The organism is Staphylococcus sp. HMSC34G04, from assembly GCF_001838765.1.
Taxonomy (GTDB): domain Bacteria; phylum Bacillota; class Bacilli; order Staphylococcales; family Staphylococcaceae; genus Staphylococcus; species Staphylococcus epidermidis.
This window is the reverse complement of sequence record NZ_KV838719.1, coordinates 22,667-48,999: the sequence shown is the minus strand read 5'-3', so window position 1 is coordinate 48,999 and position 26,333 is coordinate 22,667. Positions and strand designations below refer to the sequence as shown.

Genomic DNA, 26,333 nt, shown 5'->3' with positions numbered 1-26,333 from the left:
ACAAATGGTAAAGTTATTAAACTTTAGAATTATACCCTTTTATTTCAATGATTGAGCTACTTAAAATCAACTTTATCCGTAAAAAGATTTAAAAATGAGATTTAAAACAAATCTTACATCTAGTGCAACTCAAATTCTAACCCAAAAACTTAGTGTTAATACATAATAAAATTAAATTAATTATATAATCAAAATATATCAATTCTACATTTAAAACGCAATAATTTTGGCAAAACTTTCTATACAAATTGTTAAATATATTTTTTATTAAACCAAACTAAATATATCATTAAGAATTATAAGAGCCCGTAGATGTTTAGGATCTACGGACTCATTACTATAGTCCCGGTATAAAACCGAGTTACTTATTCACATTATAGAATCGTATACAAATTGATAACATTTTTCTTTCGCTCACTTAAATGTCTTCAATTTCCTCTTCATTTACTATAAAACCCATAGTATTTACACTATTATTTAAAAATGATAGAACATATCTCATCACCAAATCGCGTTCAGGTTCATTATGTATTTCATGATATAATCCATCCCAAACTTTAAAGTACATCTCCTTCGACTTTAATTTATCTTTCATTTCATTAATAGATTGAGTTTCTAAAATTTTGTCTTTGGTACCATACATTATCAATGCTGAAATAGGTTTAATATCTCTGATATGATCCATTGTTTCTTTCATCTTTTCATTTATAAGGTTATACCAACTATATGTTACCTTTTTAAGCATTAGCCCATCATTTGCTGTTTCTTCAATAATTTCATCATTACGTGTTAAATCATGAGGGGTTATACCAACTTTAAATCTAGTATCTTTAGAAATTTTACCAACATTAGAAATCAAATTGTTTTTTCGCCCTTTATAGTCTTTCTTTAGTTCTAACATAGGTGAAAATAATAATATACCCTCAATAGGTAATTCTGTTTTCTCAAGCAGATTTAAAATGATGAGACCACCTAATCCCACACCTAAAACAAATGTTGGAATTTTATATTCATTAGCTATTTTTATCCACTCTAATATATTCTCATGGTACGTATTAAAATCATCTATTTGTCCCTTTTGAGCTCGTGAAGTTTGCCCTTGTCCTGGTAAATCGCCCATGATAACGTGATAACCATTTCTTCTTAACATCGTGATAACATATGCATATCTACCTGTATGTTCTAATATATTATGAGCAATGACAACAACGCCTTTTGCGTCATTTTCTGTTTCCCACTTCCACATTTTCTAATTGCCCCTTTTTATATGTTCTTTATTAATATAATTATAGCAAATCAAACATATTGAATGCTATTTTAAGTGAAATTTGATAGATATTTAAGTGTTTTCTTTAACTCTTCCAATATATCCTAAAGTATAATTACTCTTTAAGTGTTCAAACTCTTTATGTAAACGCTTTCTTAAAGTTAATTTTCATGATACACTATTTAAAAATATCATAGTTTAGTATAACGGAGGTATTGCATATGTCCTTATTTAAAGATTTTTTCATTGCGTTATCTAATCATACATATCTTAATAAAATAGCTAAAAAGATGGGACCTCAAATGGGAGCAAATCGTGTAGTCGCAGGAAATACGATTCATCAATTAATTGAGACCATACAATATTTAAATGATTATAATATTTCAGTTACTGTCGACTCATTGGGTGAATTTGTTAGTACTAGAGAAGAAAGTATTAAAGCTAAAGAAGAGATTTTAGAAATTATTGATGCAATCTATAACAATAATGTTAAGGCACATATGTCAGTTAAAATTAGCCAACTTGGAAGTGAGTTTGATTTAAATCTTGCTTATGAAAATATGAGAGAAATTTTACTTAAAGCTGATAAGAATGGAAAGATGCACATTAATATTGATACAGAGAAGTACGATAGTCTTTCTAAAATTCAACATATTATTGATAGATTGAAAGGTGAATTTAAAAATGTGGGTACAGTCATTCAAGCCTATCTGTATGAAGCCGATGATTTAATTGATAAATATCCTGAATTACGTTTGAGACTAGTGAAAGGTGCTTATAAGGAAGATGCATCAATCGCTTATCAATCGAAAGAAGAAATTGACGCAAATTATATTAGAATTATTAAAAAACGACTACTAAATTCAAAGAACTTTACATCTGTAGCTACACATGACAATGAAATTATCAACCAAGTCAAACAATTTATGAAAGAAAATCATATTAGCAAAGATAAAATGGAATTTCAAATGTTGTACGGTTTCCGCACGGAATTAGCACAAAAAATAGCTAATGAAGGTTATTTATTTACAGTTTATGTACCATACGGTAATGATTGGTTTGCGTACTTTATGAGAAGACTAGCAGAACGCCCTCAAAACTTGTCATTAGCTATAAAAGAATTTACTAAACCCAAAATCTTAAAAAAGATAACTTTGGGTATCGGTATATTTGCAACTTTATTGACGTCTCTTATCCTTGGCATTAAAAGACATAAAAAATAAAATAAAGGCATGAAGTATTTTGATATCTACTTCATGCCTTTATTTTTAATTGATTTGCTTAATTAGATTAGCCATTTCGATTGCACTAACTGCTGCTTCTGAACCTTTATTTCCAGCTTTAGTACCAGCTCTTTCTACTGCTTGCTCAATACTTTCAGTTGTTAGAACTCCAAAAATCACTGGAGTATCTGAAATATCATTTGCTTTAGAAACACCTTTAGCTACTTCATTACATACATAGTCATAATGTGAAGTTGCGCCTCTAATCACACATCCTAATGTAATCACAGCATCATATTCACCTTTTTGAGCTAATTTTTTTGCAACGAGTGGTATTTCAAATGCACCAGGCACATAAGCTACATCAATATTAGTATCTACTACTTCATGACGAATGAGTGTATCTTTAGCCCCTTCAAGTAAACGTGTAGTAATAAAATCATTAAATCTACTAACAACAATCGCAATTTTTAAATCCTTACCAACTAATTTACCTTCAAAATTCATTTTCGAGTCCTCCTATATTAAATGTCCCATTTTATTTTTTTTAGTTTCCATATAACTATGGTTATGTTGCGTTTCTGGTACGATAAGTTCAATTCTATCTACGATCTCAATGCCGTAATCTTTTAAACCTTCAAATTTTTTAGGATTATTGCTGAGCAAGTTAATTTTACTTAAACCAAAATACTTTAATATTTCAGCTGCAACATGATAATCCCTCAAATCCTCATCAAAACCAAGAGCAAGATTTGCAGTAACTGTATCATAGCCTTTTTCTATTAACTCATATGCGCGCAACTTATTCATTAACCCTATTCCTCTACCTTCTTGAGGTAAATAAATAATCATTCCACCATGTTCTTCAATATATTTCATTGACGCTTCAAGTTGCGCCCCGCAATCACATCTTTGACTATGAAAAATATCCCCAGTCAGACAAGCAGAATGCATACGTACATTAGGATTGCTTTTTAAATCTCCTTTAACAATAGCAACGATTTCTTCTTCGCTATAATCCGTTGTAAATCCATACATATCAAAATGACCAAAATCTGTTGGCATCTTGACCTTTGCCTTGAGATTAACATTAAGTTCAACAGCCTTACGAAAGGCAACCAAACTTTTTATAGTAATCATTTTTAAATGGTGACGTTCTTTAAAGGACTGGAGATCTTCACCCTTAGCCATTGTTCCATCATCATTCATAATTTCGCAGATTACGCCAGCTGGTTGTGCTCCTGTTAAACGTGCCAAATCTACGGCAGCTTCAGTATGACCATTACGTGTTAACACACCATTTTCTTTTGCTATAAGTGGAAATAAGTGCCCCGGACGATGAAAATCTTCAGGATTAGTCTTTTCATCTATGAGTGCTCTAGCCGTTTGTGTACGTTCATGTGCACTGATTCCTGTAGTAGTTTTATAATGATCAACACTTACAGTAAAATGTGTGCCATAAATATCTGTGTTATTTTGCTCCATAGATTGTAGTTTTAATCTTTCAGCTATAGATCTATCAATTGGTGCACAAATCAGACCACGACCCTCTTTAGCCATAAAATTAATGGTATTATCATCCATCCATTCCGTAACAGCTACAAGATCTCCTTCATTTTCTCTATCTTCATCGTCAACTACAATAATACTCTCTCCATTTCTTAAAGCCTCTATAGCCAACTCAATTGTATCGAATTGCATGTGATATTCCTCCTAAAAACCAAATGCTCTAAGCTTCTCTTCCGTTATCTGCGATTGATTTTGATTCATGATGTTTTCAACATATTTGAATAGTACGTCAGACTCCAAATGCACTTTGTCGCCCACTTTTTTAGATGAAAGAATAGTAGATCGACGTGTCTCTGGTATAAGATGTATATCAAAAGTATGATCATGTAAATCAAATACAGTAAGACTAACTCCGTCTACAGTTATAGAACCTTGCTTGACCATTTGATTCAAAATATTTTTAGTTGTTTTAATAGAAATAATTCTTGAGTTAGCAGTTTCATTGATTTTAGAAATTGTTCCAAGCTCATCAACATGACCTAACACGAAATGTCCACCAAATCTCCCACTTCCACTCATGGCTCTTTCGAGATTAACTTCTGTATTACGTTGAACATTTCCAAGATATGTTTTGTTTTCAGTCCCTTTGATGACTTGAACTGAAAAACTTGAATCAGTGAAATCTATCACAGTTAAACATGCACCGTTAACACTTATTGAATCACCAATATGCATATCAACTAAAATGTTTTGTGCTTTAATTTCAAGCGTTCTTACTGATTGCTCAGAGCGAACTTGTTGTACAGTACCTATTTCTTCAATGATACCTGTAAACATAGACATTCACTTCTTTCGTAATTTCAATTTTAAATTTTGATTAATTAACTTGGAATCAACAATTTCAAATTGAGTTGCTTCAGGCAAATCAATCACTTCGTCAGTCTTATAAAATTGATGTTTGCCAGAACCACCAATTAATTTCGGGGCTATATATAAAATGAGTTCATTTAGATGTTTGGATTGGAGAAATTGCGAAGTAATATTTGGGCCTGCCTCGACTAGCAGTTTCCCAATACCTCTTTGATATAAGTCTTGTAATATTGTCGTTGTATCACATTTACTTATATTTATTATTTTAATAAAACTTTTATCTGTTTTTAATTTTTCATTTTCAGTGTAAATCCATATCTCCGATGCAGTATCTTTAAATATTTGTTGATTAAAATCGAGTTGTCCTGTCTTAGAGAGAATAACACGAATCGGATGTTTTCCATCAGGAACCCTGGTTGTATACAATGGATTGTCTGCTTCAATGGTTCTACGCCCAGTAATAACTGCATCATGCTCATGTCTTAATTGATAAACATCTTCTTTAACTTCTTTGTTTGTTATCCACTTACTTTCATTAAAGTCTGTTGCTTGTTTACCATCTAAACTAGATGAGACCTTTACAGTTACTTCCGGAACTTCGTTTCTTTTAGCAGTAAAAAAGTCACGGTATAGTGTAGCTGCATTTTCATTATATTGAAATTCAACCTCTATACCAGCTTCTCTCAGAATCTCGTCACCCTTGCTTACTAAAGTAGTATCTTTAACAGCATAGATGACCTTTGATATGCCCGCTTCAATAATTTTATCCACACAAGGTGGCGTTGAACCATGGTGTGTGCATGGTTCTAATGAAACGTATATGGTAGCACCTTGGGCTTTTAAACCTGCCATTTCAATAGCTTGTACTTCAGCATGTTTATCTCCCTTTTTTAAATGTGCACCTAAACCTACAATCCTACCATTTTTAACAACAACGGATCCTACTGGAGGATTAACACCTGTTTGTCCATTTACCATTTTTGCTAGTTGAATAGCATCATCCATAAATCTACTCAATTGATCACCTCAAAAAAAACCTTATACCTGTACTGTAGGCATAAGGAGATATCTATATCTTTAAATAAGCCTATTGGCATACTTAAAATTGCACAAAAGTATACAATACGCTTATCATAACTACACGAATTTGTGTAAGTCGATAATTCATCTTCTTTCTCCCATCCAGACTCTAACTGTCGGCTCTAGATTCACACTAGATCAGCCACTAACATCAAAAAAACAATACTAGTGGGTCGCAGGCTTAATTTACTGCCGGTTGGGAATTTCACCCTGCCCCGAAAGAAATATATGAAATTGTTATGATTAATTGAGTCCAGTAGTTCTTCACTACATTTTAAATCTTACTATATTTAAATTTAAAATACAATTTTATAGCTTATTTTATTCAATGATTTTATGAAGATATATTAAACTCACAAACACGCTAAATGCATATTACTTATTTCGATTTTCCTGTGTTATATATAATTGAGATACTGTATCAACAACTTGATTAACAATCATCTTTACACCATTTCTAAGTTTATTGACACCGTTGGTCATTTGTCCAATTGCAATCACATTTTTTAAGGTTCCATATCTAGGACTTATGACTTGATTTGTTTCTGGGATAATTTGAATGCCACCCATAGGATGACGTTGAACAATTTGTCTATTTTCTAAGTTTAAAATTAATTGATCATCCTCATCTAATTGAGAAAGATGTGTTTTAGAACCTGTAGCATTAATAACAATGTCAAACGACTCATAATTTTGCGTGGTGTCGTTGTACTTTAACATAAATTGCTCATTTTTATGGACTATGTCTTCTAGTCCCTTTTTAATGACAAGTTCATTATTCTGTATTAACTTAATTAGTAAACGAGCCGTTCTAGGAGGCATTGGATTAGAATTTAATTGAATGATTTTAGTGTACTTACGATTAAAAGTTTCTTGATCTTTAACGCTCAAACTATTCCAAATCCAGTTTAAATTTTCTTTTAAATGTTCAATAATACTTTGGAATATCCCCATTTCTTCTTCATGTTTCAAATCATACTCCAAGTCTTTCACATGGTTTCCAGTTCTACGATAAATAAGTTTTTTAAAGTCTATTCCATAATCTTCACATTCTTTTAAAAATAATGAAACTACCTTTTCTAATGGTACATTACCAAAGTGTTTTTTCATAATTCCATTAAATCGTGATTTAGTTAAATGCGTAAACTGAATTTTAGTCATTTTTCCTCTAACACTTGGCAATGCTGCAGAACGACTTGTCATAGTAATGGGTAAAGATGGATGATGTGCAGCTACATATCTCACAGCATCTAAACTAGCCAACCCTGTTCCAATAATCACGATTCGATCTGAATCTTTAACATTATCAAGAGTATGATATGTAGGATACGGCGTTTGGATATAGCCTTTAGTTCCCTTCAAATCATAAGGGTCATGGTAACTAAAAGTTCCAAAAGTTAAAAATAAATAATCATATTCACGCCATTCTTTTTCATCATCACATGTACATACATGATATTTTAAATCTGTGTCATCAACATCGGATTGTGTAAAAATTTCTTGTACTTTATCATTGATAATAGTTAAATTATCAAATTGGTCATTATAATAAGATAAATAAGACTTCATATAATGACCAAATACAAATCTAGGCAAATATTGAGGATTACTAAAATTGAATTCTGTCTGATTTTGATACCACTTCCAAAACTCTTGGTCATCATCAAGATTTAAGCTCATAGATTTTGATGGCATGTTAATAAGTAGTTCGCTACTATCATTTTGAAATGGAACACCTTGACCCATATTTCTATCATCATCATATACATCTACTTTTAATTGAGAAAAGTTTTCATGTTTAACGAGTTGGCGTAACACACTTACACCAGCTGTTCCCATACCTATTATTGCTACACGCATATCAATCATCCTTATGTATTTATTATTAGTAGTTACATTTTATTGTACACTTTTTCACTATATCTATATTACCTATTTGATTGACTTTTAATCTTAAAATAGTATGCTAAAATTTTATTTGAGGTGAAGCTTATGAAATTTATAGTTAAAGTTTTAATTGCTTTTGCAGTTCTGTTTACAATACTATCGCGAAAAAACAAAGCTGAATAATTCAACATTTAATCCAATAAATTAAAAACACCACTATAAAACTATTGAAAGTTAACTATTGCTTAAATCTAAATTAATTTTAATTAGCACGATTAACTTCACAACTTTTATTAGTGGTGTTTAGTTTAACTATTTAATTTATTTTTGGTGTTTATCGTCATCTTTATAAACATATAATTTGAAGTATTTACCTTCTGTTTTCATGTTCTTGTAGAAATCTGCAATGATATTCGCGTTACTTTCAGCCCATTTTATATCAGTAGCATATTGGTGTTCACCCGGATTTTTAGGATTCCATCTCATACTATAAAGTGTATTTTGATCATCATGAGATAAGAAATGCTTATGAATAAAATCAGCGCCACCATATATAGCTTTTTGTGGTGTGTCCCATCCATGTTTTTTAGCATATTCGGCACCTGTTTTAATAGGGTCACTATCTAATGCACCAACACCATAGAAATTGTAATATTTTTTACCATCTATTTCTACACCATTAGCGAGTTCACTTTTAGCTGCACCTGTTTCTAATAGAGCATGAGAAATAAGATATACTTCATTGACATGTTTAGACTTTGCGGCATTAATAAAATCATCTGTATGTTTTAGTAGTACTGGTCTATCAAACAACATACGTTTAATTCTATTTTTATCAATGCCTTGATACTTAGACAAATCTAAAAATTGATATTTTTGTTTATCATCATCTATGAATTTACTACTATCCATAGCTTCTTTAATTTCTGTACCAGACGCATCACGCCAAGCTGTATTAGCTTTGTTAGATACTTGTTGGCTCGTATAATTGTGTATTTGCTTTTTAGATGCTTTATCTAAAGTTTTATCTAATTTTTCAACCTTTTCAACTGGTTTGACATGTTTAAAAAATATTTGATCTGAAATCATTGAAAAGAAGATAAAACCTGTAACAACAAATACAATTAGCAAACCTATGATAGCTAATATTGAGCCTTTCTTGTGCTTAGTCATATTCACACCTCTTAGGTCATTGTTGTTAAACTAGTCATTCTATTACGATAATCAAGTTTAACATTATTCAAACACATTCACAATTTGAAACTTCTTTTGTTACAAATTCATAAATAAATGGTAATCAAATTGAAATTTAAATAAATAGGTTACACGATGCACATATTAAAAAAATAAGACAAGAATCGAAATTTTTTTAATGCCAAATGAATGTTTTTATATACTGACAAAACTGAAAAATTCATTGATTATTATTAAACAGCAATATCACCTTTTGTTTTTATGGCAATTAGATTTAAATTTTAATTTATTTAAACATTATAGTGTTGAATAGGTTTTATAAATCCAGATTTAGTCACTATGGTGACACTCTAAATATCATTTCTTATAATTCATCATTATGAAACTTACAGCTTGTGATCTATTTTTATAATAGTATTGATTTAAATCGATAGTTCCTTCAATTTCACCTTCACGGTATTTCATCTCATTGGTGAAATTATTAATCATCACAAAATCAGATCGATCTCTAATGATATCCAAATCATCATTTCGTGCAAAAAAGTGCTCTAGATTTAAATGTGCGTAATCCATAAAAGTCCCTCCTCTTTATTCAAAAAGTATTTATGTTGAAAAGCCAAGTTAGCATGCAAATAAAACACTTATTTTATATATTAATAAAGTCTATGACTACTATTTAACACCTATTGCTTCAATTACGCAAATGATTATTTTCAAACAATAAGTTAACTTCTATTTATCCGGAAATCACTTTATGTACATAAATAGGAGTTAATTACATGTCATTTGAGGAATCATATAAAAAATACAATAATATCATACATTATTTGTTAAAAAGTTATCAAATCACTTATAATTATGATGAATTTTATCAACAAATGCTCATTAAAATGTGGCAACTTACACTCGATTTTGATGAACAACAATCTTCTTCTTTTAAATCTTATCTATTTATACGCTTAAAATTCTATCTTATAGATTTATTTAGACAAAAAGATACTACGCTTAATATATGTAGTATTGATACCCTTTCAGAACTTTCTCCGTCAATTTCAATCAACGAAATCGATTTATTTATTAAAGATATTTCACAACAGTTACTTCCACGCGAACGAGATTGGTTAGCCTTATATTTACAAGGATACAAACAATATGAAATTTCCCAAATCTTAGATTTTTCACCTACAACGATTAAAAAAATAAAATCTAACACAATACGAAAACTACGTCGTTATTTAATTTTATCTACAAAGGATTGACATCTATGAAATGTATATCAACGCATTCACTTTTATATCTTCAAACTGCGTTTTCAACAAATGTTGAAACCTATATTCAGTATGAACATTACAATATTCATTTACCATGTTCACCTGAAAAAACATTACATTATTTATTGGAATTACATCAAAAATCTTATCATCATCAATGTATGTTATCTAAAAATATTTTAAACATAAAAAAACTCATACCTATCTATATCAATGAGGAAACCATATTATTTCCAGTTACGCAAAAACGTGCATCGATTAAATATTTTATCAATGCACGCAATATTATAGGAATTCATTCTTCAATTCATACCACAAAGATAGTTTTTGAAAATGGTTCGACTATCGAAGTGAACATCCCCTATACCCTAGTAACAAAAAAGTGGCAAGAAAGTCTTACCGTAGGTCATATCATAGAGAAAACTACTTTTTATTAAATTTATATTCTAAAAGCTTTTTAGTGAATAAGGCAGTCGTATGTTTAATAGCATATAAACTAGCAATCATCATAACTATCGCAATAATCAAAACAGTTAACATAACAAAACCTGATAAATCAATACGTGGGTTGATATAGGCATGTACTATAGCTAAGCTGGTCACTAACCCTAAAATAAAGAGTCCGAGCAAAAATGCATAAGCTAAAACCATACAAATTAAAAGTACGAACACATGAGAAGTCGATTTTTTCTTATGATTAAATATAAATTTCATTAAATATTCATTTGAAAATCTTATTGGCTTATTTGTGTCAACACTTTTATCCTGATCAACTGAGTCAATATATTTGTTAAGCGCATTTTTTTCTTTAGCATTTAAAAACCATAATTGCTTATTTACTCTTTTGATGAATTCATTTTTACTCATTTGATAGGTACCTCTCTTCAGAATTAGTCATATTTATCAATAGTAAATGAATTAAACTATTCTTTCAAATCTTCTTATATAACTAAAATAAAACAGCAATCTAGTGAAATAAATCCACTTAATTGCTGTTTTTTTACATTTATAGAATTGACAAACCAGAACTTTGAATATCTTTGGCAAAACCTTTGACTGTATCTACTGAAAGTTCTCCTATATCACGGCCTAAATTATTATTAACTTTTTTTACAACATCAGCTGGGCAAGTAATAATATCAGCGCCAATTTCATCAGCTTGAATTACATTATATACTTCACGACAACTAGCCCATAATAATTGAACGCCTTCTTTACTATGAGTTACCTTACCGGCTTCTTTCATCAAAGGAAGTGGATCAATACCAGTATCTGCAATACGTCCTGCAAATACTGACACATATGTTGGCACACCTTCAGTTACAACGTCAGTAATTGCTTTTACTTGCTCTATAGTATAGACAGCTGTAACATTCAACCTTACCTGTTTCGATGATAAACTTTTAATTAATGGTAGTGTAGACTCACCGGTTGTTGTAACAATAGGAATTTTTACAAATACATTATCACCATATTGTTTTAAAATCTCAGCTTCTTTTTCCATAGTAGGTAAATCGTCGGCAAACACCTCAAAAGAAATTGATGCGTCAGGTATTTCACTAACCGCTTCCTCTGCAAAAGCTTTATAATCAGTTACACCCGCTTTAGCCATTAAGCTTGGGTTCGTTGTAAAACCATCTACAAGTTGATTCTTATATGCTGATTTCATTTCTTCAATATCTGCACCATCCGCAAACACTTTAACATTTAATTTTGTCATGTCATTTCTCCTCCTGAACGTGAAAGGTCAATACTATCAATTATATGTATAGAATTGATTATTTGTATGTATATCATACTAAAACTAGGGATAGCGTTTTGTTATCACGTTTTAAATTTAAAAATTTTATAACTTATTTATAACATGACCTTGAAATGTAAGCGAATTATTTGCTTTAATTTTAAATATACTGTCTAAAATGGAATGAAAATTACTATGTTTAAGTTTAATAAATATGATAGTATATTGTAATAATGTTTATCTAGGAGGCAGTTTATGGCTCGGTCAAAAAAGTATTTTTATCTTAGTCTATTAATGATAATTTTAAGTTTTTTCTTTAATACCAATAATTCATTATTGAGTAATATATTTCAATCGTTTATGAAAATTGTTGTAGTTACAAGTATCGTTAATATTATAATACTTATTTTATCGATAGTTTTTGCCGATAAATCTATAAAGTATGCTAAGGAAAGTTCAGATTGGATTAGATTTGCAAGCAAAATTTTACCATTGATTATTTTAATCACTATTATTATCCATATTCTTTCATCTTTACATACTTTTGGTTACATTTTTAAATAAACAATCAACTCTTTTATATTTTGAGGTGAAATATAGATGCAATATCTATATATTTTTGTAGGCGGTGCTTTAGGTGCATTGATAAGATTCTGTTTATCAATGCTTAATGAAGGTTCAACCTTTCCGTTGGGAACATTTGTTGCAAATTTATTGGGTGCTTTTTTAATGGGCAGTATCGGCGCTTTAAGCGTTTCACTCTTTAAAACTCATCCAAACATAAAAAAAGGGCTTACCACTGGTTTACTTGGTGCGTTAACTACTTTTTCAACATTTCAATTTGAACTTATAACACTACTTAATCAACATCATTTTATACTGTTTACTGTATACGGTGTAACGAGTTATATTTTAGGAATACTAAGCTGTTACCTCGGTGTCAAAATAGGAGGTAGATTTTCTTGATTACTATTTTGCTCGTTATGTTAGGTGGAGGAATCGGTGCTGTATTTAGAGCCTTAATCACAAATATATGCCAAAGCTTATTCAATAGTAAAATTCCTATTGGAACATCTATAGTAAATATTACAGGTAGCTTAATTATCGGGTTTATGATGGGGCACGCACTCGCTAGCCAGGATATGTTTCCTTTCTTTGTTACAGGTGTTCTCGGAGGTTTAACTACTTTTTCAACATTATCATCTGAACTTGTTAATATGTTAAGCCCTCAATTTAAACCATTACGTTTTGTAGTTTATTCCTTATTACAATTTATTTTAGGTTTCATTGCTTGCTTCTGTGGATACCATATCTAATATTAAAATAACTTTTACTTACGGTTATAGTAACTTATTTCATAGATTATGATTTCTATTTGTATCTTTAATTATCTTATTAATTTAGAAGCTCAACGAAACTAAATCCTTATTAAGGTCCTCAAGCTATCATGACAACGAGAATAATTGTAGTTAAAAAATAAACATATTCTCAACTCAACGATGTTGTACCAATATATAATAATGGCTAAGACAAATGCTATTGTCTTAGCCATTTTACTATTGATTTACTTACCGTCAAATTCAAGAGGGTTAGGTCCAATTCTTTTATCTTGATTTAATTGATCGATTCTTTCCATTTGGTTGTCGCTTAATTCAAAATTCCATACGTCTAAATTTTCTTCTATGCGATGTGGTGTTACGGATTTAGGTATAACAACAACATCGTGCTGAATATTCCATCTTATTACAACTTGGGCTGGAGTTTTCCCTACTTCATTAGCTACTTCATTTATGACATCATCATGGAGAATTTGTGAATTCATTAATGGAGACCATGATTCCATGATAATATTTTGGGCTTCTAAATACTTTCGCAATTTATTTTGTGTTAAATAAGGATGAAATTCTACTTGGTTAATGACCGGTTTAATAGAAACTTGGGCAAGCAAAGCTTCAAAATGTTCTGGGGTAAAATTGCTCACACCAATATTTTTCACCTGATTTTGTTTATATAAGTCTTCCATACCTCTCCAACTATCAATCATTACCGCTTCATTTGTACCTGGCCAATGCATTAGATATAAATCTAAATAATCCAGTCCTAATTTTTCAACAGATTGGCGATAGGCTTCTTCCACATTTTGACGTCCAAAATCAGTTAGCCATAATTTAGAAGTTATAAATAAATCTTCACGGCTCAAACCAGTCGATTTTAATCCTTCCTTAATACCTTGACCTACCGTTTCTTCGTTACCATAAATCATTGCCGTATCTATACTTCTATAACCTTGTTCGATAGCATGTTTTACAGATTCTCTACATTCATCGCTATCTTTTACTCTATAAGTTCCGAGTCCTATTTTAGGCATTGTTCTTCCGTTATAAAATTGAACCGTCTCCATATAATCTCTCCTTTAATCATTGTAATTAAAAAATTTACTAGTAATACATACCCTTTTTTTACTTTTTAAAAAAGTAATACTATCAAATCAAAAAAGTCTTCAAAACAATTAATTTGTAGTAATTGTTTTGAAGACTATAATAAGCACTCATATGAAAATAAAGTAATTTCTTTAATAATTTAATTGAATGACTCAATTTTATCCATGATATCTTGTAAATCATCCACATTGTACTGTATGCGTCCATGGAAAACAAACTTATTAAAGAATTCATCTAATTGTTCAGGACCAACTAAAACTTTAACATTTGATGATTGTGTATAATGAGAAATAGTCACATCATTATCCTTTTTAGGATTAAAATACAGTATTGATGTTGGCGTATATTTAGTATTCAATTCATTTTGTAAGTCTCCTGCTAATTTTTCAATATGTTTAATCTTATCCGAATAATTAACAAAAGATAATGAATGTTGATCTTCATTTTGATCCAAGACCAATGTCTGTGGCTGTGATGAATCTAAGTCGAGCGTGTCAAAAACTTGTGACATCGTAGGTAATTCTTTAAATTGCGCACCACTAATGCCATTATAAACATGGCCTTTTAATAATTGAGAGTCAATAATATATAAGCCAGTTCGTGTAAGTACTAGATGACTCACACGTTCAATATTAGTTAACTCATTACTAGGCAAGAAAATATTTGCCATAATATGCATATCTTCAGGGCGTATTCTCTTTTCATTTACTAGTCTCTCACGAATACCAATTAATCTCATATCTGTAACATATTCGCTATGATTTTTTGAGAATAGTTTCAACGCATCAATTTCACGATTTTTGTTACTAACTGTCACGTCAAAATCTTCTTGTTGTTTTGTAACAACTTTTTTATTCTCTACTCTCTCTTTTTCTAAAGCTTCTTCATGAGATTCTTTAAGATGTTGCTCTTTTTCTTTATAATGTGCTTCTGTTTGATTTTTCACTTTCTTCTTACTATGGTTCGCTACTAAGAAGAGTACAAAGAATAAAACAGCCACAAGTATTGCAACAATTAAGCCGATTACTGTCGGTGAAGAAAAATCCATTAAAACAACGCTCCTTTATCAGTTTCAATAACTCTAATTATAATAGAAAAAAGGCTTATTTTCGACATATATTTTATAATTATTTATTTTCTATTTTACAAGTCATTGAATTTCAACTGCATCTTTTAAAAGGTTGACTTTATCTAATTTTTCCCATGGTAATAATACGTCTGTACGTCCAAAATGACCATACGCTGCTGTTTGTTTATATATCGGTTGTTTTAAGTCTAACATTTTAATGATACCTGCTGGTCTTAAATCAAAATGCTTTCTTACAGCTTCAACTAAACGTGCTTCTGAAACCTTTCCAGTATCAAACGTATTAATTGAAATAGAAACGGGTTCTGCTACACCGATTGCATATGCAAGTTGTACTTCACATTGTTTAGCTAAACCAGCTGCAACAATATTTTTAGCTACATATCTTGCTGCATAAGCTGCTGAACGATCTACTTTAGTAGGATCTTTACCACTAAAACAACCTCCACCATGACGGGCATAACCACCATACGTATCAACTATAATTTTACGTCCAGTTAAACCAGCATCTCCTTGAGGTCCTCCAATAACGAAACGTCCAGTCGGGTTAATGTAAAATTTAGTTTCTTCATCTAATAAAGCTTTATCTACAGTTGGGTATATAACATGCGTTTTAATGTCTTTTTCAATTTGTGCTAACTCTACATCTTCAGCATGTTGTGTAGAAACAACAATAGTATCAATACGTCTAGGTTGGTCATCTTCATCATATTCAACAGTCACCTGTACTTTTCCATCTGGACGAAGATAATCTAAAATTTCATCTTTTCGTACATCAGATAATCGTTTAGCAAGTTGATGTGACAGGAATATAGGTAGAGGCATATACGTATCAGTTTCATCAGTTGCGTATCCAAACATTAATCCTTGGTCACCTGCACCTGTTGCTTCAATTTCTTCTTCAGAAATTTCATTTCGATATTCAAGCGCTTTGTCTACACCCTGTGCTATATCAGGTGACTGTTCATCAATCGCAGTTAACACTGCCATTGTTTGTGAATCATAACCATATTTTGCTCTAGTATAACCAATATCTTTAATCGTTTCCCTCACCACTTTAGGAATATCTACATAAGTAGTTGTTGAGATTTCTCCAGAAATAAGTGCCATTCCTGTTGTTACTGTTGTTTCACATGCTACACGAGCATTGGGATCATCCTTTAATATTTCATCAAGAATGGCATCTGAAACTTGGTCAGCAATTTTATCAGGATGGCCTTCAGTAACTGATTCTGAGGTAAATAATCGTTTATTGTATGTCATCATTTTCTCCTTTAAATAAATTACGAAAATTCTCTTTAAATATGAGAGCTAAATAAAAGAGCCTTCTTCACTATATAGATAGAGAGAAGGCTCTTAAACGTCCATTCGCTCTTATCGTTCAGACCATATTTGTCTGCAAACGGTTTGGCACCTTTCTTTAAATAAAGAGGTTGCTGGGTTTCATTGGGTCCATGTCCCTCCACCACTCAGGATAAGAGAATCCGTTAAACTTAATAATATCTAATTCAAAGTATGTTGTCAATTTTATACATTGTCACTATTTCTATTTTAAAGTGGATAAATTCAATCGGTGTGTTATACTATCTAAATGTAAGGGCTTACATAAATTATTGTATGGAGGGATTGGGTATGTCTATAGATACATACACAGAAACACTTAAGATAAATCAGCTAATAGAAAAAGCTACATCACATTTTCAACTATCATCAACACAATTATACAAAAAAATTTTAAAAAACCATGAGGGTGAATTAACTGAACTGGGGGCAATAAATGTTAAAACAGGTAAGTACACTGGTCGTTCACCTAAAGATAAATTTATTGTCACTGAACCATCGTATAAGGATAATATAAATTGGGGAGATATCAATCAGCCCATGGATGAAGAAACATTTCTAAAACTTTACAATAAAGTACTCGACTATTTAAATCAGAAAGATGAACTTTACATATTTAGTGGATATGCAGGGAGCGATAAAGAGTCACGTCTTAAACTTAAGGTGATAAATGAATTAGCTTGGCATAACTTATTTGCTCGTAACATGTTTATTCGTCCAGAATCTATAGATGAAGCTCAAAATATAAAACCCAACTTTACGATTGTTTCAGCACCTAACTTTAAAGCTAATCCTGAATTAGATGGGACAAATAGTGAAACATTTGTCATTATATCTTTTAAACATAAAGTGATTTTAATTGGTGGTACAGAATACGCTGGTGAAATGAAAAAAGGTATTTTCTCTGTAATGAATTATTTGCTTCCAATGCAGGATATCATGAGTATGCATTGTTCAGCTAATGTTGGAGAAAAAGGAGATGTAGCATTATTCTTTGGATTATCAGGAACTGGTAAGACGACGCTTTCTGCCGATCCAAAACGTAAGTTAATTGGTGACGATGAACACGGTTGGAATAAAAATGGCGTTTTTAATATTGAGGGTGGATGTTATGCAAAAGCAATTCATTTATCTAAACAGAAAGAGCCTCAAATTTATAACGCTATTAAATATGGAACAATCTTAGAAAATACAGTTACAAATGATGACGGTACAGTAGATTTTGATGATAACACCTATACTGAAAACACTCGTGCCGCCTACCCTATTGACTATATAGAGAATATTGTTACACCTTCAAAGGCAGCACATCCGAATACGATTATATTCTTAACCGCTGATGCATTTGGAGTTATCCCTCCTATTTCAAAGCTAACTAAAGATCAAGCAATGTATCATTTCTTAAGTGGGTTTACGTCTAAACTAGCTGGAACAGAACGTGGTGTTACTGAACCTCAACCATCGTTTTCAACTTGCTTTGGAGCACCATTCTTACCTTTAAGTCCAACAAAGTATGCTGATCTACTTGGAAATTTAATCGATATTCACGATGTTGATGTATATCTAGTAAATACTGGATGGACAGGCGGTAAATATGGTATAGGGAGAAGAATTAGTCTACACTATACTCGTGAAATGGTAAATCAAGCTATTTCAGGTAAATTAAAAAATACTAAATATATTAAAGATGATACATTTGGCTTAAATATTCCAGTTCAGATTGACAGTGTACCTACAACTATTCTGAATCCTATCAATGCTTGGAACAATAAAGATAACTACAAAGCACAGGCATACGATTTGATTCAACGCTTTAATAATAACTTTAAAAAATTCGGCAAGGAAGTCGAACATATTGCCAACAAAGGTGCATTTAATCAATAATTAATATGCACATTTATATGTTAAATTTAAAAGCATTGTGCCTGAGAAAGCTTTCAATACCTCAGGCACTTAAATTTTTATTTAAATGCCGAGTGGATTATTAATACATTTATTTGAGGATATCTATATATGATAATACATTTCTAAAGTTTCAAACAATCTCATTATTTAATATCTAATTATTCCTAATATATACATTGTTATCATCAACATGTATAATCCATTGTCACAATATATTTAAATTTTTATTTTCGACGTCGTTCATCCATTGATGTATATATTGAATTACGTCTCTCATCGCAGCAGGTCGTGGTACATGACCTTCATCCAATTGATAATAGGTTTGATAATAGGTTCCTTTGAATTTTAATTTTTTTTCTAAATCATAAGCTTGGTGTATTCCAACTTGAATATCTTTCCCACCATGAATAATGAGAATAGGAGGACTATCTTTTTTTATAAATTGCATTGCATCTCTGCTCTTATAAGCTTTCGTATCTTTTTTTGGATGTCCAACCATTCGTCGTAACATCCCTCTCAAATCAACTCGTTCTTCATACATTAAATGTATATCAGATACGCCACCCCAAATCATATAACTATCTACAGGCAAATCATTAAAAGTAAGTAATCCCTGTAGACCTCCACGCGAAAATCCTACCATATGTATAAATGCAGAAGGATAGTTTTGATTTAAAAGTCGAATCAAATGCGTTACATCATTTAAATCACCACGGTAAAATTCATCTCTTCCTTCACTTCCATTATTTCCTCTATAGTATGGACCTATAACTAAGGTATGTTCATTTGCAAATTGCATAAGTCTTGCGGCTCTCACTCTTCCAACTTGCCCTTTACCACCTCTTAAGTATATAACAATACGTTTGATATCTTTTTTGCTTTTCGGAATCATCATCAAAGCCTTAACTTTTAAATAATCTACAATATATGTTACTTCATTAAAAAAATGAGTTTCATATTCGATTGGCATGCGCTTTTCCTTAATAAAATCCAAGTGCTCTCACCCTTTCCAAACAATGAAGAATCGCCTTATCATTGATTAAAAAACTTCTTTTATTTAAAGGAATATCATTAATATGATGATAAAGACAAGGGCCTAAAGTCTCGTAATAGGTATCTACATATTCCAAATGACTTACTTCAACGAAGTAAACGTCCTTAATAAACGGCTCACCATGCTCCGTTTTTATACGATACTGTGCAAAATAGTAGATAAATTTTGCGATTGCACCCGTCTCTTCGTATAACTCTCTAATTACTGCTTCTTTACTTTGTTCGTTTATTTCAACTTTACCACCAGGAAACTCTATCCCACGTTGTTGATGGTGTGTAAATAATAACTGACTATTGTATACAGGAATTGCAAGAACGTGATTACCATTTGGCATATCATTTTCATTTTTATAGTTCAATGTTACAACCCTTCCATCTTTATCCTCAAACTCCACGTTCCTCACTTCCTCTCATCCTATGTTAAAATATATTTATCAAATATTTATTTGGAGGCCTTTATCAATGTTGAAAAAAATATTGTTATCTCTAGTTGTATTTTATCAACGTTTTATTTCGCCACTTACACCCCCAACATGTCGATTTTATCCAACATGTTCACAATACACTAGAGAAGCCATCGAATACCATGGTGCTCTAAAGGGACTTTATCTCGGTGTAAGGCGCATACTTAAGTGTCATCCATTGCATAAAGGTGGCTTTGATCCTGTTCCATTAAAAAAAGATAAAAATTCTAAGACCACACATCATCATTAAACTTTGTTAAGTAAAGAACGCTTGACTTTAGGGGGAGTGAAATAAATCATTCCCTCTTTTAATATGCCACATGTTTCTACGATATCATTAGCAAAATAATAACCGTGTGGCGTTATATCACCCGGATAATTTCCTTCTTTAGCTAACATTGCTGTAAAATATCTACTTAGACCAAACTCATACATGCCCCCAACTACAAACCTTATATTTTTTTCTTTCAAAATTTTCATGGCGTCTAACATTCTATCTATTCCTCCAAGTCTAAATGGTTTTAACACGACGACTTGTATGGGATATTGTTGAATTATTGATTGTATTTTTTCTATAGAAAGTGCCTTTTCATCGATGGCAATTCTAGGAAAAATAGACATATCAATATCATTTAAATCTTCTAGAATTTTAAAAGGTTCTTCAATATATATAATATCTGATGTTTTTTCATTGGCTAATTGTAAAAATGCTGGCTTTGTTAATGATTCATTTGCATCTATTGCAATATCACACTCAAGATTTAATAAACGTATAGTTTCAAGGTCTTTGATAAGTGATGTTGACCATTTAAGTTTAATACGTTTCGGTCTTGTTTCTAATAATGTTTCAATTTGACTATTAGTTAAGCCACTAACTGTAGCACCATATTGTACTTCAAAATCATGCAGATCGTTATACATTTGATAAACAGCCATGACAACCATTGATCGAGCAGCTGGTGCATCATTCATTTGATTGAGGTAAGGTAACCATGAATCAAAAGATGCCATATCTCGATGAAGTACTTGTGGTATCCACTTTCTTAATCTATTTGCGACTGTGAGTATTGTTTCTTTGTCATACCAATTAGTTGAAAATGCATTACACTCCCCATAATAAATTTCTCCACTATAAGTTACTATTTCCGTAAACAAACTTTCTCGATGCGTTAACTTCACTTTCGGTGTTGAAATTGGTGATTTAAAAGGTTCCTTATAAGTATATAGATTGATTGCCTTAACTTTCATTATTCTTTCCCTCATTCAAGTCTTCACTTTTGACCTTTTTACGTTGTAATTTACCTGTCGATGTATAAGGTAAAGATTCCACCTGATAATATTTTTTAGGAATTTTATATCTAGCTACATGATTTTCAAAATGTTCTATTAATTCATTACGATTAATATCTTGATTTGTCACATAATATAATATTGGTACTTGCCCCCAAGTATCATCTGATATTCCTACACATACGGCATCTTCAATACCTTCAAAGTCTTTTGCTATTGTTTCAATTTGGTAAGGGTAAATATTCTCTCCGCCACTTATAATCAAATCTTTGCGCCGATCATATATCATGACATAACCCTCATCATCTATTTCAGCTATATCTCCAGTTTGAAAAAACCCATCATTATCAAATGTGTCTTTTAAATCTTTGGGGTATAAATAACCATTCATCACATTTTCACCTTTAATTAATAACTCTCCATGGCCATATACGTTGGGATTTTTTATTTTCACTTCGACATTTTCACTTGGTTTTCCAACAGTATCGAAACGTTCTTTTAACATTTGAGGTGAAGCTGTTAGAAACTGAGAGCAAGTTTCTGTCATACCAAAAGAATTATATACAGGTAAACGGTAAGTCAATGCTTGCTCAATTAATTGTGGTGATAATTTAGCACCACCTAGCAGAATTTTTTCTAAAGAAAATGGTTGAGTCAATCCTGCATCCATTAACCACTTTAACGTTTGTGGAACAAGAGACATGTGGGTGATTGGATAAGTCTTGATTTGTGTTAACATATCATCAGTTTGAAACTTTTTAACAAGTCTGACAGTGAATCCTTCTATCACTGCGCGTAAAATAACACTGAGCCCAGAAATATGATATATAGGTAAGACCGAAAGCCACACAGTATCTTGTTCGAATCCTAAACTATGTTTACAGCCTATAGCACTTGCTAAATGATTATTAAACGTTTGAGGCACAGCTTTTTGAGGTCCCGTCGTTCCAGACGTAAACATAATTGATGCAATCGATTCTAAATTAAATTTGTAACTTGAAACATCACATTTATCTAATTGTGTTAAATCATTAAAATGATATAAATTAAACCCTTCTAATTCTAAAGGCAACGTGTGTACAATCGTTGTTATGTCGACTGAATTCATTTGATTTATCATCTCATGTCGCGTTAAACGTGTATTTATCATAGCTATTTCAATATGAGCTAACCAACAAGCATGAATCAAAACAACTGAATCAATATCATTGCTTATATATAAACCAATCCTTTTCTGATTTAAAGAAGTTAAATATTGCGCGATTGCTTTTGCACGATGATATAATTCTTCGTACGTTAAAGATAACTGATTTGTAACAATCGCCAATCGATTTCCATTTGATTGAGCTTGTTCTTGTAACCAAAAATTCACAATGCATTCCTCCAAATTATATACACGTATAATTATACCTACTTGCTTATTAAATATCAGTAGTTGAGCTTAATATGTTATTTTCAACTTAAAGTAATATGTTTAAAAGTCAATCCCCTATTGAAAATGTGGACTACATGCGTCATCTATAAGTCTTTAATATAGTCATGCTTTTAAGTTAGTAACCTACGCAACTTTCATTATCACATTTCAACTAATAATGTACTCTATTTATTTTCATCAATCATTCTATTATTAGCTATATATACATTTTTATAAGAATCGTTCTCTTTTCAAAAAGAACCACCTCATGAATTCATTATTTAATATATTTCATTTAAATAATATTGTAACACCGATTAATTTGTGATATTTTTAAATTACTTTATATAACAATATGGGGTCTTATATGAGTACCGAAATTGTTAGATAATTTTTCCGAGATATCTCAACGAATATTAAAAGTATAGATTGAAGAGAAATAGATGAAGCTATAAAATTCACTCATTCTAACATTCCAATAGGAATAAAGAGAATTTAAACTGTAACTGATAATGTTTAATGTTTCTAAATTAACAGAATAAAACTTCATAATGAAAAACAATCAAATTATCTCTTATATTACACCTGATGTTACTGAAGATGAAATGAGAGAAATTATAGCTTTTATGGATTAATAAAAACAAAAGAAAAATAGCGATAAATAAAGAGAGACGCTTATATTACTAATTTACACTTTAGTATGATTAAGTCTCTTTTTTTTTATAAATAAAATTATGCATAATTTAAGGTTTCATATAGGCGTTGATGTTATATATAAAATATATACAATTTCTAAAAAATTGATAAGGAATAAGAATTATGCATCAATATAAGGAGTTGATTGAAGGTATAGATATTAAATATATTGAATTAGAATGAGCCATTTTAGGTAGTGAATTATATATTAACAGTAGATTATCATCAAGTTCTTATGTGAAAGAAGACATCAAAACTTACTATGTAAAAAGTAATAAAACTAACGCACTTATCTCTTTAAATCAAATTGAAAAAGCAATCAACGCTCACGATTGCAAAACACTTCAAGACTTGAGTAATTACTTTAACTTACCTACTACACATTTATTTCTAACAATGTGATTCTATAACCTTAAATATACAAATTTGCTTTTTTCAATATATTAAAAATTAAACCTGCTACTTTTCATCAAATAGATACACAGGAGGACGTTTTATGCAACAAGAAACGACATCATGGTACAAACAAGAGTGGTTTATAGTTTTATCACTTTTGTTCATTTTTCCACTAGGTTTATTTCTCATGTGGAAATTTAGCAAGTGGCCATCTATTGCAAGAACAATCATTACTGTTGCAATTTCAGTTATCGTATTAGCAAGCATTACCTATTATGGTAATCTACAAATGATTGTACCAGCAACATCAATTTCAAATAACGAAACTAAAGAAACTACAGAGAATACTGTAAATGATAAAGACGAGCTAAATCATAAAGCTGCAGTAGAAGAAACAAAAACTAATTATGACTCCACCAAAGAAAATACTAAAGAACCTGCAAAAGAAAATGAATCTGCAACACGATTGGAGAACTCTGCACTTGAAAAGGCAAAGTCATATTCTGATGATTTCCACATGTCTAAACTAGGAATTTATGATATTTTAACATCTGAATATGGAGAAAAATTTGATAAAGAAGATGCACAATATGCTATAGATCATCTAGAGGCTGATTATGAAAAGAATGCACTTGAGAAAGCAAAATCATATGCCAAAGATATGCATATGTCTAATGACTCAATTTACGATCTTTTGGTTTCTAACTACGGTGAAAAATTTACAGAATCAGAAGCAAAATATGCTATTGAGCATTTGGATAATTAAGTTTACGGACGAGTAACTTTCTCGTCCTATTTTTTAACATCAAGAGTAAAACAATGAGAATGAATGTGCAAAAATTAATATAACATGGTCTTATGATTTTAGATGTAAAATAAGAGCTCTCGTAAAAGAGGTTATAAAACTAAAAAGTAGCGTATAAGGCAATGCAACTTAAATACAATGAAATAAATTAGAATTAACTCATTTCGTCTGACACACCGTTTCTAGAATACTTTCAAGATTAGATAAAAATTAATAAAGAGTACAAAATATCACAATCAACTTTAAACCGTTATTATAATGCATTAAATATCTTTGATGAAAAGTTTGGCAATACAGCTATTAAAGATTTTTCACAACTCAAATATAGAGAAATGTTAAAAGAGTATGCAGAAAGTCACTTTATTGGTGGACATAAAAAAAGACATACGAAAGCAAGTGTTCAAAAATTAAATAATTGCTATTCATAAGCTTTTAAAGGTGCGTTAAATGAGGAAATAATTGAACGTGATCCAACTTGGAACGCCCCTATCTATGAAAAGAAACCTACAAAAAAAGAAGAAGATAAATTCATGTCTTTAACTGAATACAGGAAATTAAAATTATTCTCAACTTGTAAAAATGAATTATCATATTTAGCTATTTTTATACTTATAGTTGCAGGTGGACCTTTTGGAGAGGTACAAAATTACAATACAACGATTTAGATTATATCAATATTACTATTCATTTAAGAAGTACTATGACAAAATCAGCTAATAAAATCATTTCAATTGCTAGAAAAGATATGAAACATATACAAAATGTTTTAAACAGACTATTACAGATTTCTGCCAAAAATAAAAAAGAACGTTGATATAACAACGTTCTAACGTAAATCAGTAAAACTAATGCTTACTAATTTTTACTGTTTTACGGAGAGTGAGGGATTCGAACCCTCGAGACGCTTGTGACGCCTACACACTTTCCAGGCGTGCTCCTTCGGCCAACTCGGACAACTCTCCATGCTAGAATATAGTAATAAAAAAACAGAAGCGATATTTCACTTCTGTTTGTATGACTCCTACGGGACTCGAACCCGTGTTACCGCCGTGAAAGGGCGGTGTCTTAACCGCTTGACCAAGGAGCCATGGCTCCGCAGGTAGGATTCGAACCTACGACCGATCGGTTAACAGCCGATAGCTCTACCACTGAGCTACTGTGGATAAATAAAATGGAGCGGGTGATGGGAATCGAACCCACAACATCAGCTTGGAAGGCTGAGGTTTTGCCATTAAACTACACCCGCTTAATGAAATACGATTATGGGGCGGTTGAAGGGAATCGAACCCTCGAGTGTCGGAACCACAATCCGATGCGTTAACCACTTCGCCACAACCGCCAAAAATGGTGAATGGTTCAGGACAGAGTCGAACTGCCGACACATGGAGCTTCAATCCAT

27 protein-coding genes, 5 tRNA genes, 1 pseudogene and 2 riboswitches are annotated in these 26,333 nt (G+C 31.1%); of the genes and pseudogenes, 11 read left to right on the top strand and 22 right to left on the bottom strand.

Going from position 1 to position 26,333, the window contains the following annotated elements; genetic code table 11:
- Positions 1–418: 418 nt before the first annotated feature.
- Positions 419–1,246: an alpha/beta fold hydrolase gene (locus HMPREF3241_RS03835; protein WP_070853469.1), complete on the bottom strand. Its 828-nt coding sequence runs from the start codon at positions 1,244–1,246 to the stop codon at positions 419–421.
- A 242-nt stretch (positions 1,247–1,488) separates the two neighbouring features.
- On the opposite strand from HMPREF3241_RS03835, the gene HMPREF3241_RS03830 reads away from it, so the two are divergent.
- Positions 1,489–2,490 (top strand): proline dehydrogenase family protein, encoded by a 1,002-nt coding sequence (locus tag HMPREF3241_RS03830; RefSeq protein ID WP_002490148.1) that lies wholly within the window; start codon positions 1,489–1,491, stop codon positions 2,488–2,490.
- 45 nt (positions 2,491–2,535) lie between these two features.
- Here HMPREF3241_RS03830 and ribE read toward each other — a convergent pair whose 3' ends face one another.
- The 7 genes from ribE to HMPREF3241_RS03795 form a co-directional block, all read right to left on the bottom strand.
- The gene (ribE, locus tag HMPREF3241_RS03825) at positions 2,536–2,997 is read right to left on the bottom strand and encodes a 6,7-dimethyl-8-ribityllumazine synthase (RefSeq protein WP_002446718.1); all 462 of its coding nucleotides are present in this window, start codon (positions 2,995–2,997) and stop codon (positions 2,536–2,538) included.
- 12 nt (positions 2,998–3,009) lie between these two features.
- On the bottom strand, positions 3,010–4,191 hold the full coding sequence (locus HMPREF3241_RS03820) for a bifunctional 3,4-dihydroxy-2-butanone-4-phosphate synthase/GTP cyclohydrolase II (protein WP_002487544.1): 1,182 nt from the start codon (positions 4,189–4,191) through the stop codon (positions 3,010–3,012).
- Positions 4,192–4,203: 12 nt separating this feature from the next.
- Complete coding sequence (locus tag HMPREF3241_RS03815; RefSeq protein WP_002457857.1) at positions 4,204–4,836, bottom strand: riboflavin synthase; 633 nt, start codon at positions 4,834–4,836, stop codon at positions 4,204–4,206.
- Between the two features lie 6 nt (positions 4,837–4,842).
- On the bottom strand, positions 4,843–5,886 hold the full coding sequence (gene ribD, locus HMPREF3241_RS03810) for a bifunctional diaminohydroxyphosphoribosylaminopyrimidine deaminase/5-amino-6-(5-phosphoribosylamino)uracil reductase RibD (RefSeq protein ID WP_002495708.1): 1,044 nt from the start codon (positions 5,884–5,886) through the stop codon (positions 4,843–4,845).
- Between the two features lie 149 nt (positions 5,887–6,035).
- Positions 6,036–6,176: riboswitch (FMN riboswitch) on the bottom strand.
- Between the two features lie 148 nt (positions 6,177–6,324).
- Positions 6,325–7,809 carry an FAD/NAD(P)-binding protein gene (locus tag HMPREF3241_RS03805; RefSeq protein WP_002457859.1) on the bottom strand — a complete coding sequence of 495 codons (1,485 nt, stop codon included), beginning with the start codon at positions 7,807–7,809 and terminating at the stop codon, positions 6,325–6,327.
- Between the two features lie 348 nt (positions 7,810–8,157).
- Positions 8,158–9,009: a peptidoglycan release complex glucosaminidase SagB gene (locus HMPREF3241_RS03800; protein ID WP_001830727.1), complete on the bottom strand. Its 852-nt coding sequence runs from the start codon at positions 9,007–9,009 to the stop codon at positions 8,158–8,160.
- 378 nt (positions 9,010–9,387) lie between these two features.
- Positions 9,388–9,603 carry a hypothetical protein gene (locus HMPREF3241_RS03795; RefSeq protein ID WP_002446723.1) on the bottom strand — a complete coding sequence of 72 codons (216 nt, stop codon included), beginning with the start codon at positions 9,601–9,603 and terminating at the stop codon, positions 9,388–9,390.
- A gap of 206 nt (positions 9,604–9,809) precedes the next feature.
- Here HMPREF3241_RS03795 and HMPREF3241_RS03790 point away from each other — a divergent pair, with 206 nt between their 5' ends.
- Positions 9,810–10,289, top strand: a complete 480-nt coding sequence (locus tag HMPREF3241_RS03790; RefSeq protein ID WP_002446724.1) for a sigma-70 family RNA polymerase sigma factor — start codon at positions 9,810–9,812, stop codon at positions 10,287–10,289.
- 5 nt (positions 10,290–10,294) lie between these two features.
- Positions 10,295–10,738 carry a competence protein ComK gene (locus HMPREF3241_RS03785; protein ID WP_002457860.1) on the top strand — a complete coding sequence of 148 codons (444 nt, stop codon included), beginning with the start codon at positions 10,295–10,297 and terminating at the stop codon, positions 10,736–10,738.
- Here the strand turns inward: HMPREF3241_RS03785 and HMPREF3241_RS03780 are convergent.
- Positions 10,725–11,168 carry a hypothetical protein gene (locus tag HMPREF3241_RS03780; protein ID WP_070853468.1) on the bottom strand — a complete coding sequence of 148 codons (444 nt, stop codon included), beginning with the start codon at positions 11,166–11,168 and terminating at the stop codon, positions 10,725–10,727. The genes HMPREF3241_RS03785 and HMPREF3241_RS03780 overlap by 14 nt on opposite strands.
- A gap of 139 nt (positions 11,169–11,307) precedes the next feature.
- Positions 11,308–12,021 (bottom strand): transaldolase, encoded by a 714-nt coding sequence (locus HMPREF3241_RS03775; protein ID WP_070853467.1) that lies wholly within the window; start codon positions 12,019–12,021, stop codon positions 11,308–11,310.
- A gap of 276 nt (positions 12,022–12,297) precedes the next feature.
- On the opposite strand from HMPREF3241_RS03775, the gene HMPREF3241_RS03770 reads away from it, so the two are divergent.
- The 3 genes from HMPREF3241_RS03770 to HMPREF3241_RS03760 are packed head-to-tail and all read left to right on the top strand — an operon-like array spanning position 12,298 to position 13,358.
- A complete protein-coding gene (locus HMPREF3241_RS03770; protein ID WP_002446728.1) occupies positions 12,298–12,606 on the top strand; it encodes a hypothetical protein in 309 nt (102 codons plus the stop codon).
- A 36-nt stretch (positions 12,607–12,642) separates the two neighbouring features.
- Positions 12,643–13,008: a fluoride efflux transporter CrcB gene (gene crcB / locus HMPREF3241_RS03765; RefSeq protein ID WP_002446729.1), complete on the top strand. Its 366-nt coding sequence runs from the start codon at positions 12,643–12,645 to the stop codon at positions 13,006–13,008.
- The gene (locus HMPREF3241_RS03760) at positions 13,005–13,358 is read left to right on the top strand and encodes a fluoride efflux transporter FluC (RefSeq protein WP_002457861.1); all 354 of its coding nucleotides are present in this window, start codon (positions 13,005–13,007) and stop codon (positions 13,356–13,358) included. Before crcB ends, HMPREF3241_RS03760 begins: the two co-directional genes overlap by 4 nt.
- Before the next feature lie 248 nt (positions 13,359–13,606).
- Here the strand turns inward: HMPREF3241_RS03760 and HMPREF3241_RS03755 are convergent, their stop codons facing one another.
- From HMPREF3241_RS03755 to metK, 3 genes are all read right to left on the bottom strand, one after another.
- The gene (locus tag HMPREF3241_RS03755) at positions 13,607–14,443 is read right to left on the bottom strand and encodes an aldo/keto reductase (protein ID WP_002446731.1); all 837 of its coding nucleotides are present in this window, start codon (positions 14,441–14,443) and stop codon (positions 13,607–13,609) included.
- Between the two features lie 179 nt (positions 14,444–14,622).
- Positions 14,623–15,531: a hypothetical protein gene (locus tag HMPREF3241_RS03750; RefSeq protein ID WP_002457862.1), complete on the bottom strand. Its 909-nt coding sequence runs from the start codon at positions 15,529–15,531 to the stop codon at positions 14,623–14,625.
- Between the two features lie 102 nt (positions 15,532–15,633).
- A complete protein-coding gene (metK, locus tag HMPREF3241_RS03745) occupies positions 15,634–16,833 on the bottom strand; it encodes a methionine adenosyltransferase (protein WP_002457863.1) in 1,200 nt (399 codons plus the stop codon).
- Positions 16,834–16,941: 108 nt separating this feature from the next.
- Positions 16,942–17,051: riboswitch (SAM riboswitch) on the bottom strand.
- A 151-nt stretch (positions 17,052–17,202) separates the two neighbouring features.
- On the opposite strand from metK, the gene pckA reads away from it, so the two are divergent.
- The gene (gene pckA / locus HMPREF3241_RS03740; protein ID WP_070853466.1) at positions 17,203–18,795 is read left to right on the top strand and encodes a phosphoenolpyruvate carboxykinase (ATP); all 1,593 of its coding nucleotides are present in this window, start codon (positions 17,203–17,205) and stop codon (positions 18,793–18,795) included.
- Positions 18,796–19,021: 226 nt separating this feature from the next.
- Here the strand turns inward: pckA and HMPREF3241_RS03735 are convergent, their stop codons facing one another.
- Positions 19,022–19,810: an alpha/beta hydrolase family protein gene (locus tag HMPREF3241_RS03735; RefSeq protein WP_083324161.1), complete on the bottom strand. Its 789-nt coding sequence runs from the start codon at positions 19,808–19,810 to the stop codon at positions 19,022–19,024.
- The gene (gene ytkD, locus HMPREF3241_RS03730) at positions 19,797–20,264 is read right to left on the bottom strand and encodes an RNA deprotection pyrophosphohydrolase (RefSeq protein WP_002457866.1); all 468 of its coding nucleotides are present in this window, start codon (positions 20,262–20,264) and stop codon (positions 19,797–19,799) included. The genes HMPREF3241_RS03735 and ytkD overlap by 14 nt, the downstream gene beginning before the upstream one ends.
- 70 nt (positions 20,265–20,334) lie before the next feature.
- On the opposite strand from ytkD, the gene yidD reads away from it, so the two are divergent.
- Entirely contained in the window at positions 20,335–20,583 is a 249-nt protein-coding gene (gene yidD, locus HMPREF3241_RS03725) for a membrane protein insertion efficiency factor YidD (RefSeq protein WP_002457867.1), read from the top strand.
- Here the strand turns inward: yidD and menC are convergent.
- Together menC and menE are read right to left on the bottom strand one after the other, a co-directional pair.
- Positions 20,580–21,581, bottom strand: a complete 1,002-nt coding sequence (gene menC / locus HMPREF3241_RS03720) for an o-succinylbenzoate synthase (RefSeq protein ID WP_032604475.1) — start codon at positions 21,579–21,581, stop codon at positions 20,580–20,582. The genes yidD and menC overlap by 4 nt on opposite strands.
- Positions 21,571–22,995 (bottom strand): o-succinylbenzoate--CoA ligase, encoded by a 1,425-nt coding sequence (gene menE / locus HMPREF3241_RS03715; RefSeq protein WP_070853465.1) that lies wholly within the window; start codon positions 22,993–22,995, stop codon positions 21,571–21,573. Before menE ends, menC begins: the two co-directional genes overlap by 11 nt.
- A 1,234-nt stretch (positions 22,996–24,229) precedes the next feature.
- Between menE and HMPREF3241_RS03710 the strand changes: the two genes are divergently transcribed.
- The 3 genes and pseudogenes from HMPREF3241_RS03710 (at position 24,230) to HMPREF3241_RS03705 (ending at position 25,599) form a co-directional block, all read left to right on the top strand.
- On the top strand, positions 24,230–24,895 hold the full coding sequence (locus HMPREF3241_RS03710) for an Ltp family lipoprotein (protein WP_002446741.1): 666 nt from the start codon (positions 24,230–24,232) through the stop codon (positions 24,893–24,895).
- 200 nt (positions 24,896–25,095) lie between these two features.
- A pseudogene (locus HMPREF3241_RS12055) lies at positions 25,096–25,345 on the top strand (hypothetical protein).
- A 119-nt stretch (positions 25,346–25,464) separates the two neighbouring features.
- On the top strand, positions 25,465–25,599 hold the full coding sequence (locus tag HMPREF3241_RS03705) for a hypothetical protein (protein WP_002446742.1): 135 nt from the start codon (positions 25,465–25,467) through the stop codon (positions 25,597–25,599).
- Between the two features lie 208 nt (positions 25,600–25,807).
- Here the strand turns inward: HMPREF3241_RS03705 and HMPREF3241_RS03700 are convergent.
- The 5 genes from HMPREF3241_RS03700 to HMPREF3241_RS03680 all read right to left on the bottom strand — a co-directional run bounded on the left by HMPREF3241_RS03700 (position 25,808) and on the right by HMPREF3241_RS03680 (position 26,273).
- Positions 25,808–25,896 (bottom strand) — tRNA-Ser (locus HMPREF3241_RS03700).
- Positions 25,897–25,949: 53 nt separating this feature from the next.
- Positions 25,950–26,021: transfer RNA gene (locus HMPREF3241_RS03695), tRNA-Glu, on the bottom strand.
- A gap of 1 nt (position 26,022) precedes the next feature.
- Positions 26,023–26,097 (bottom strand) — tRNA-Asn (locus HMPREF3241_RS03690).
- A 9-nt stretch (positions 26,098–26,106) separates the two neighbouring features.
- Positions 26,107–26,180, bottom strand: a tRNA-Gly gene (locus HMPREF3241_RS03685).
- Between the two features lie 17 nt (positions 26,181–26,197).
- Positions 26,198–26,273, bottom strand: a tRNA-His gene (locus HMPREF3241_RS03680).
- Between the last annotated feature and the right edge of the window lie 60 nt (positions 26,274–26,333).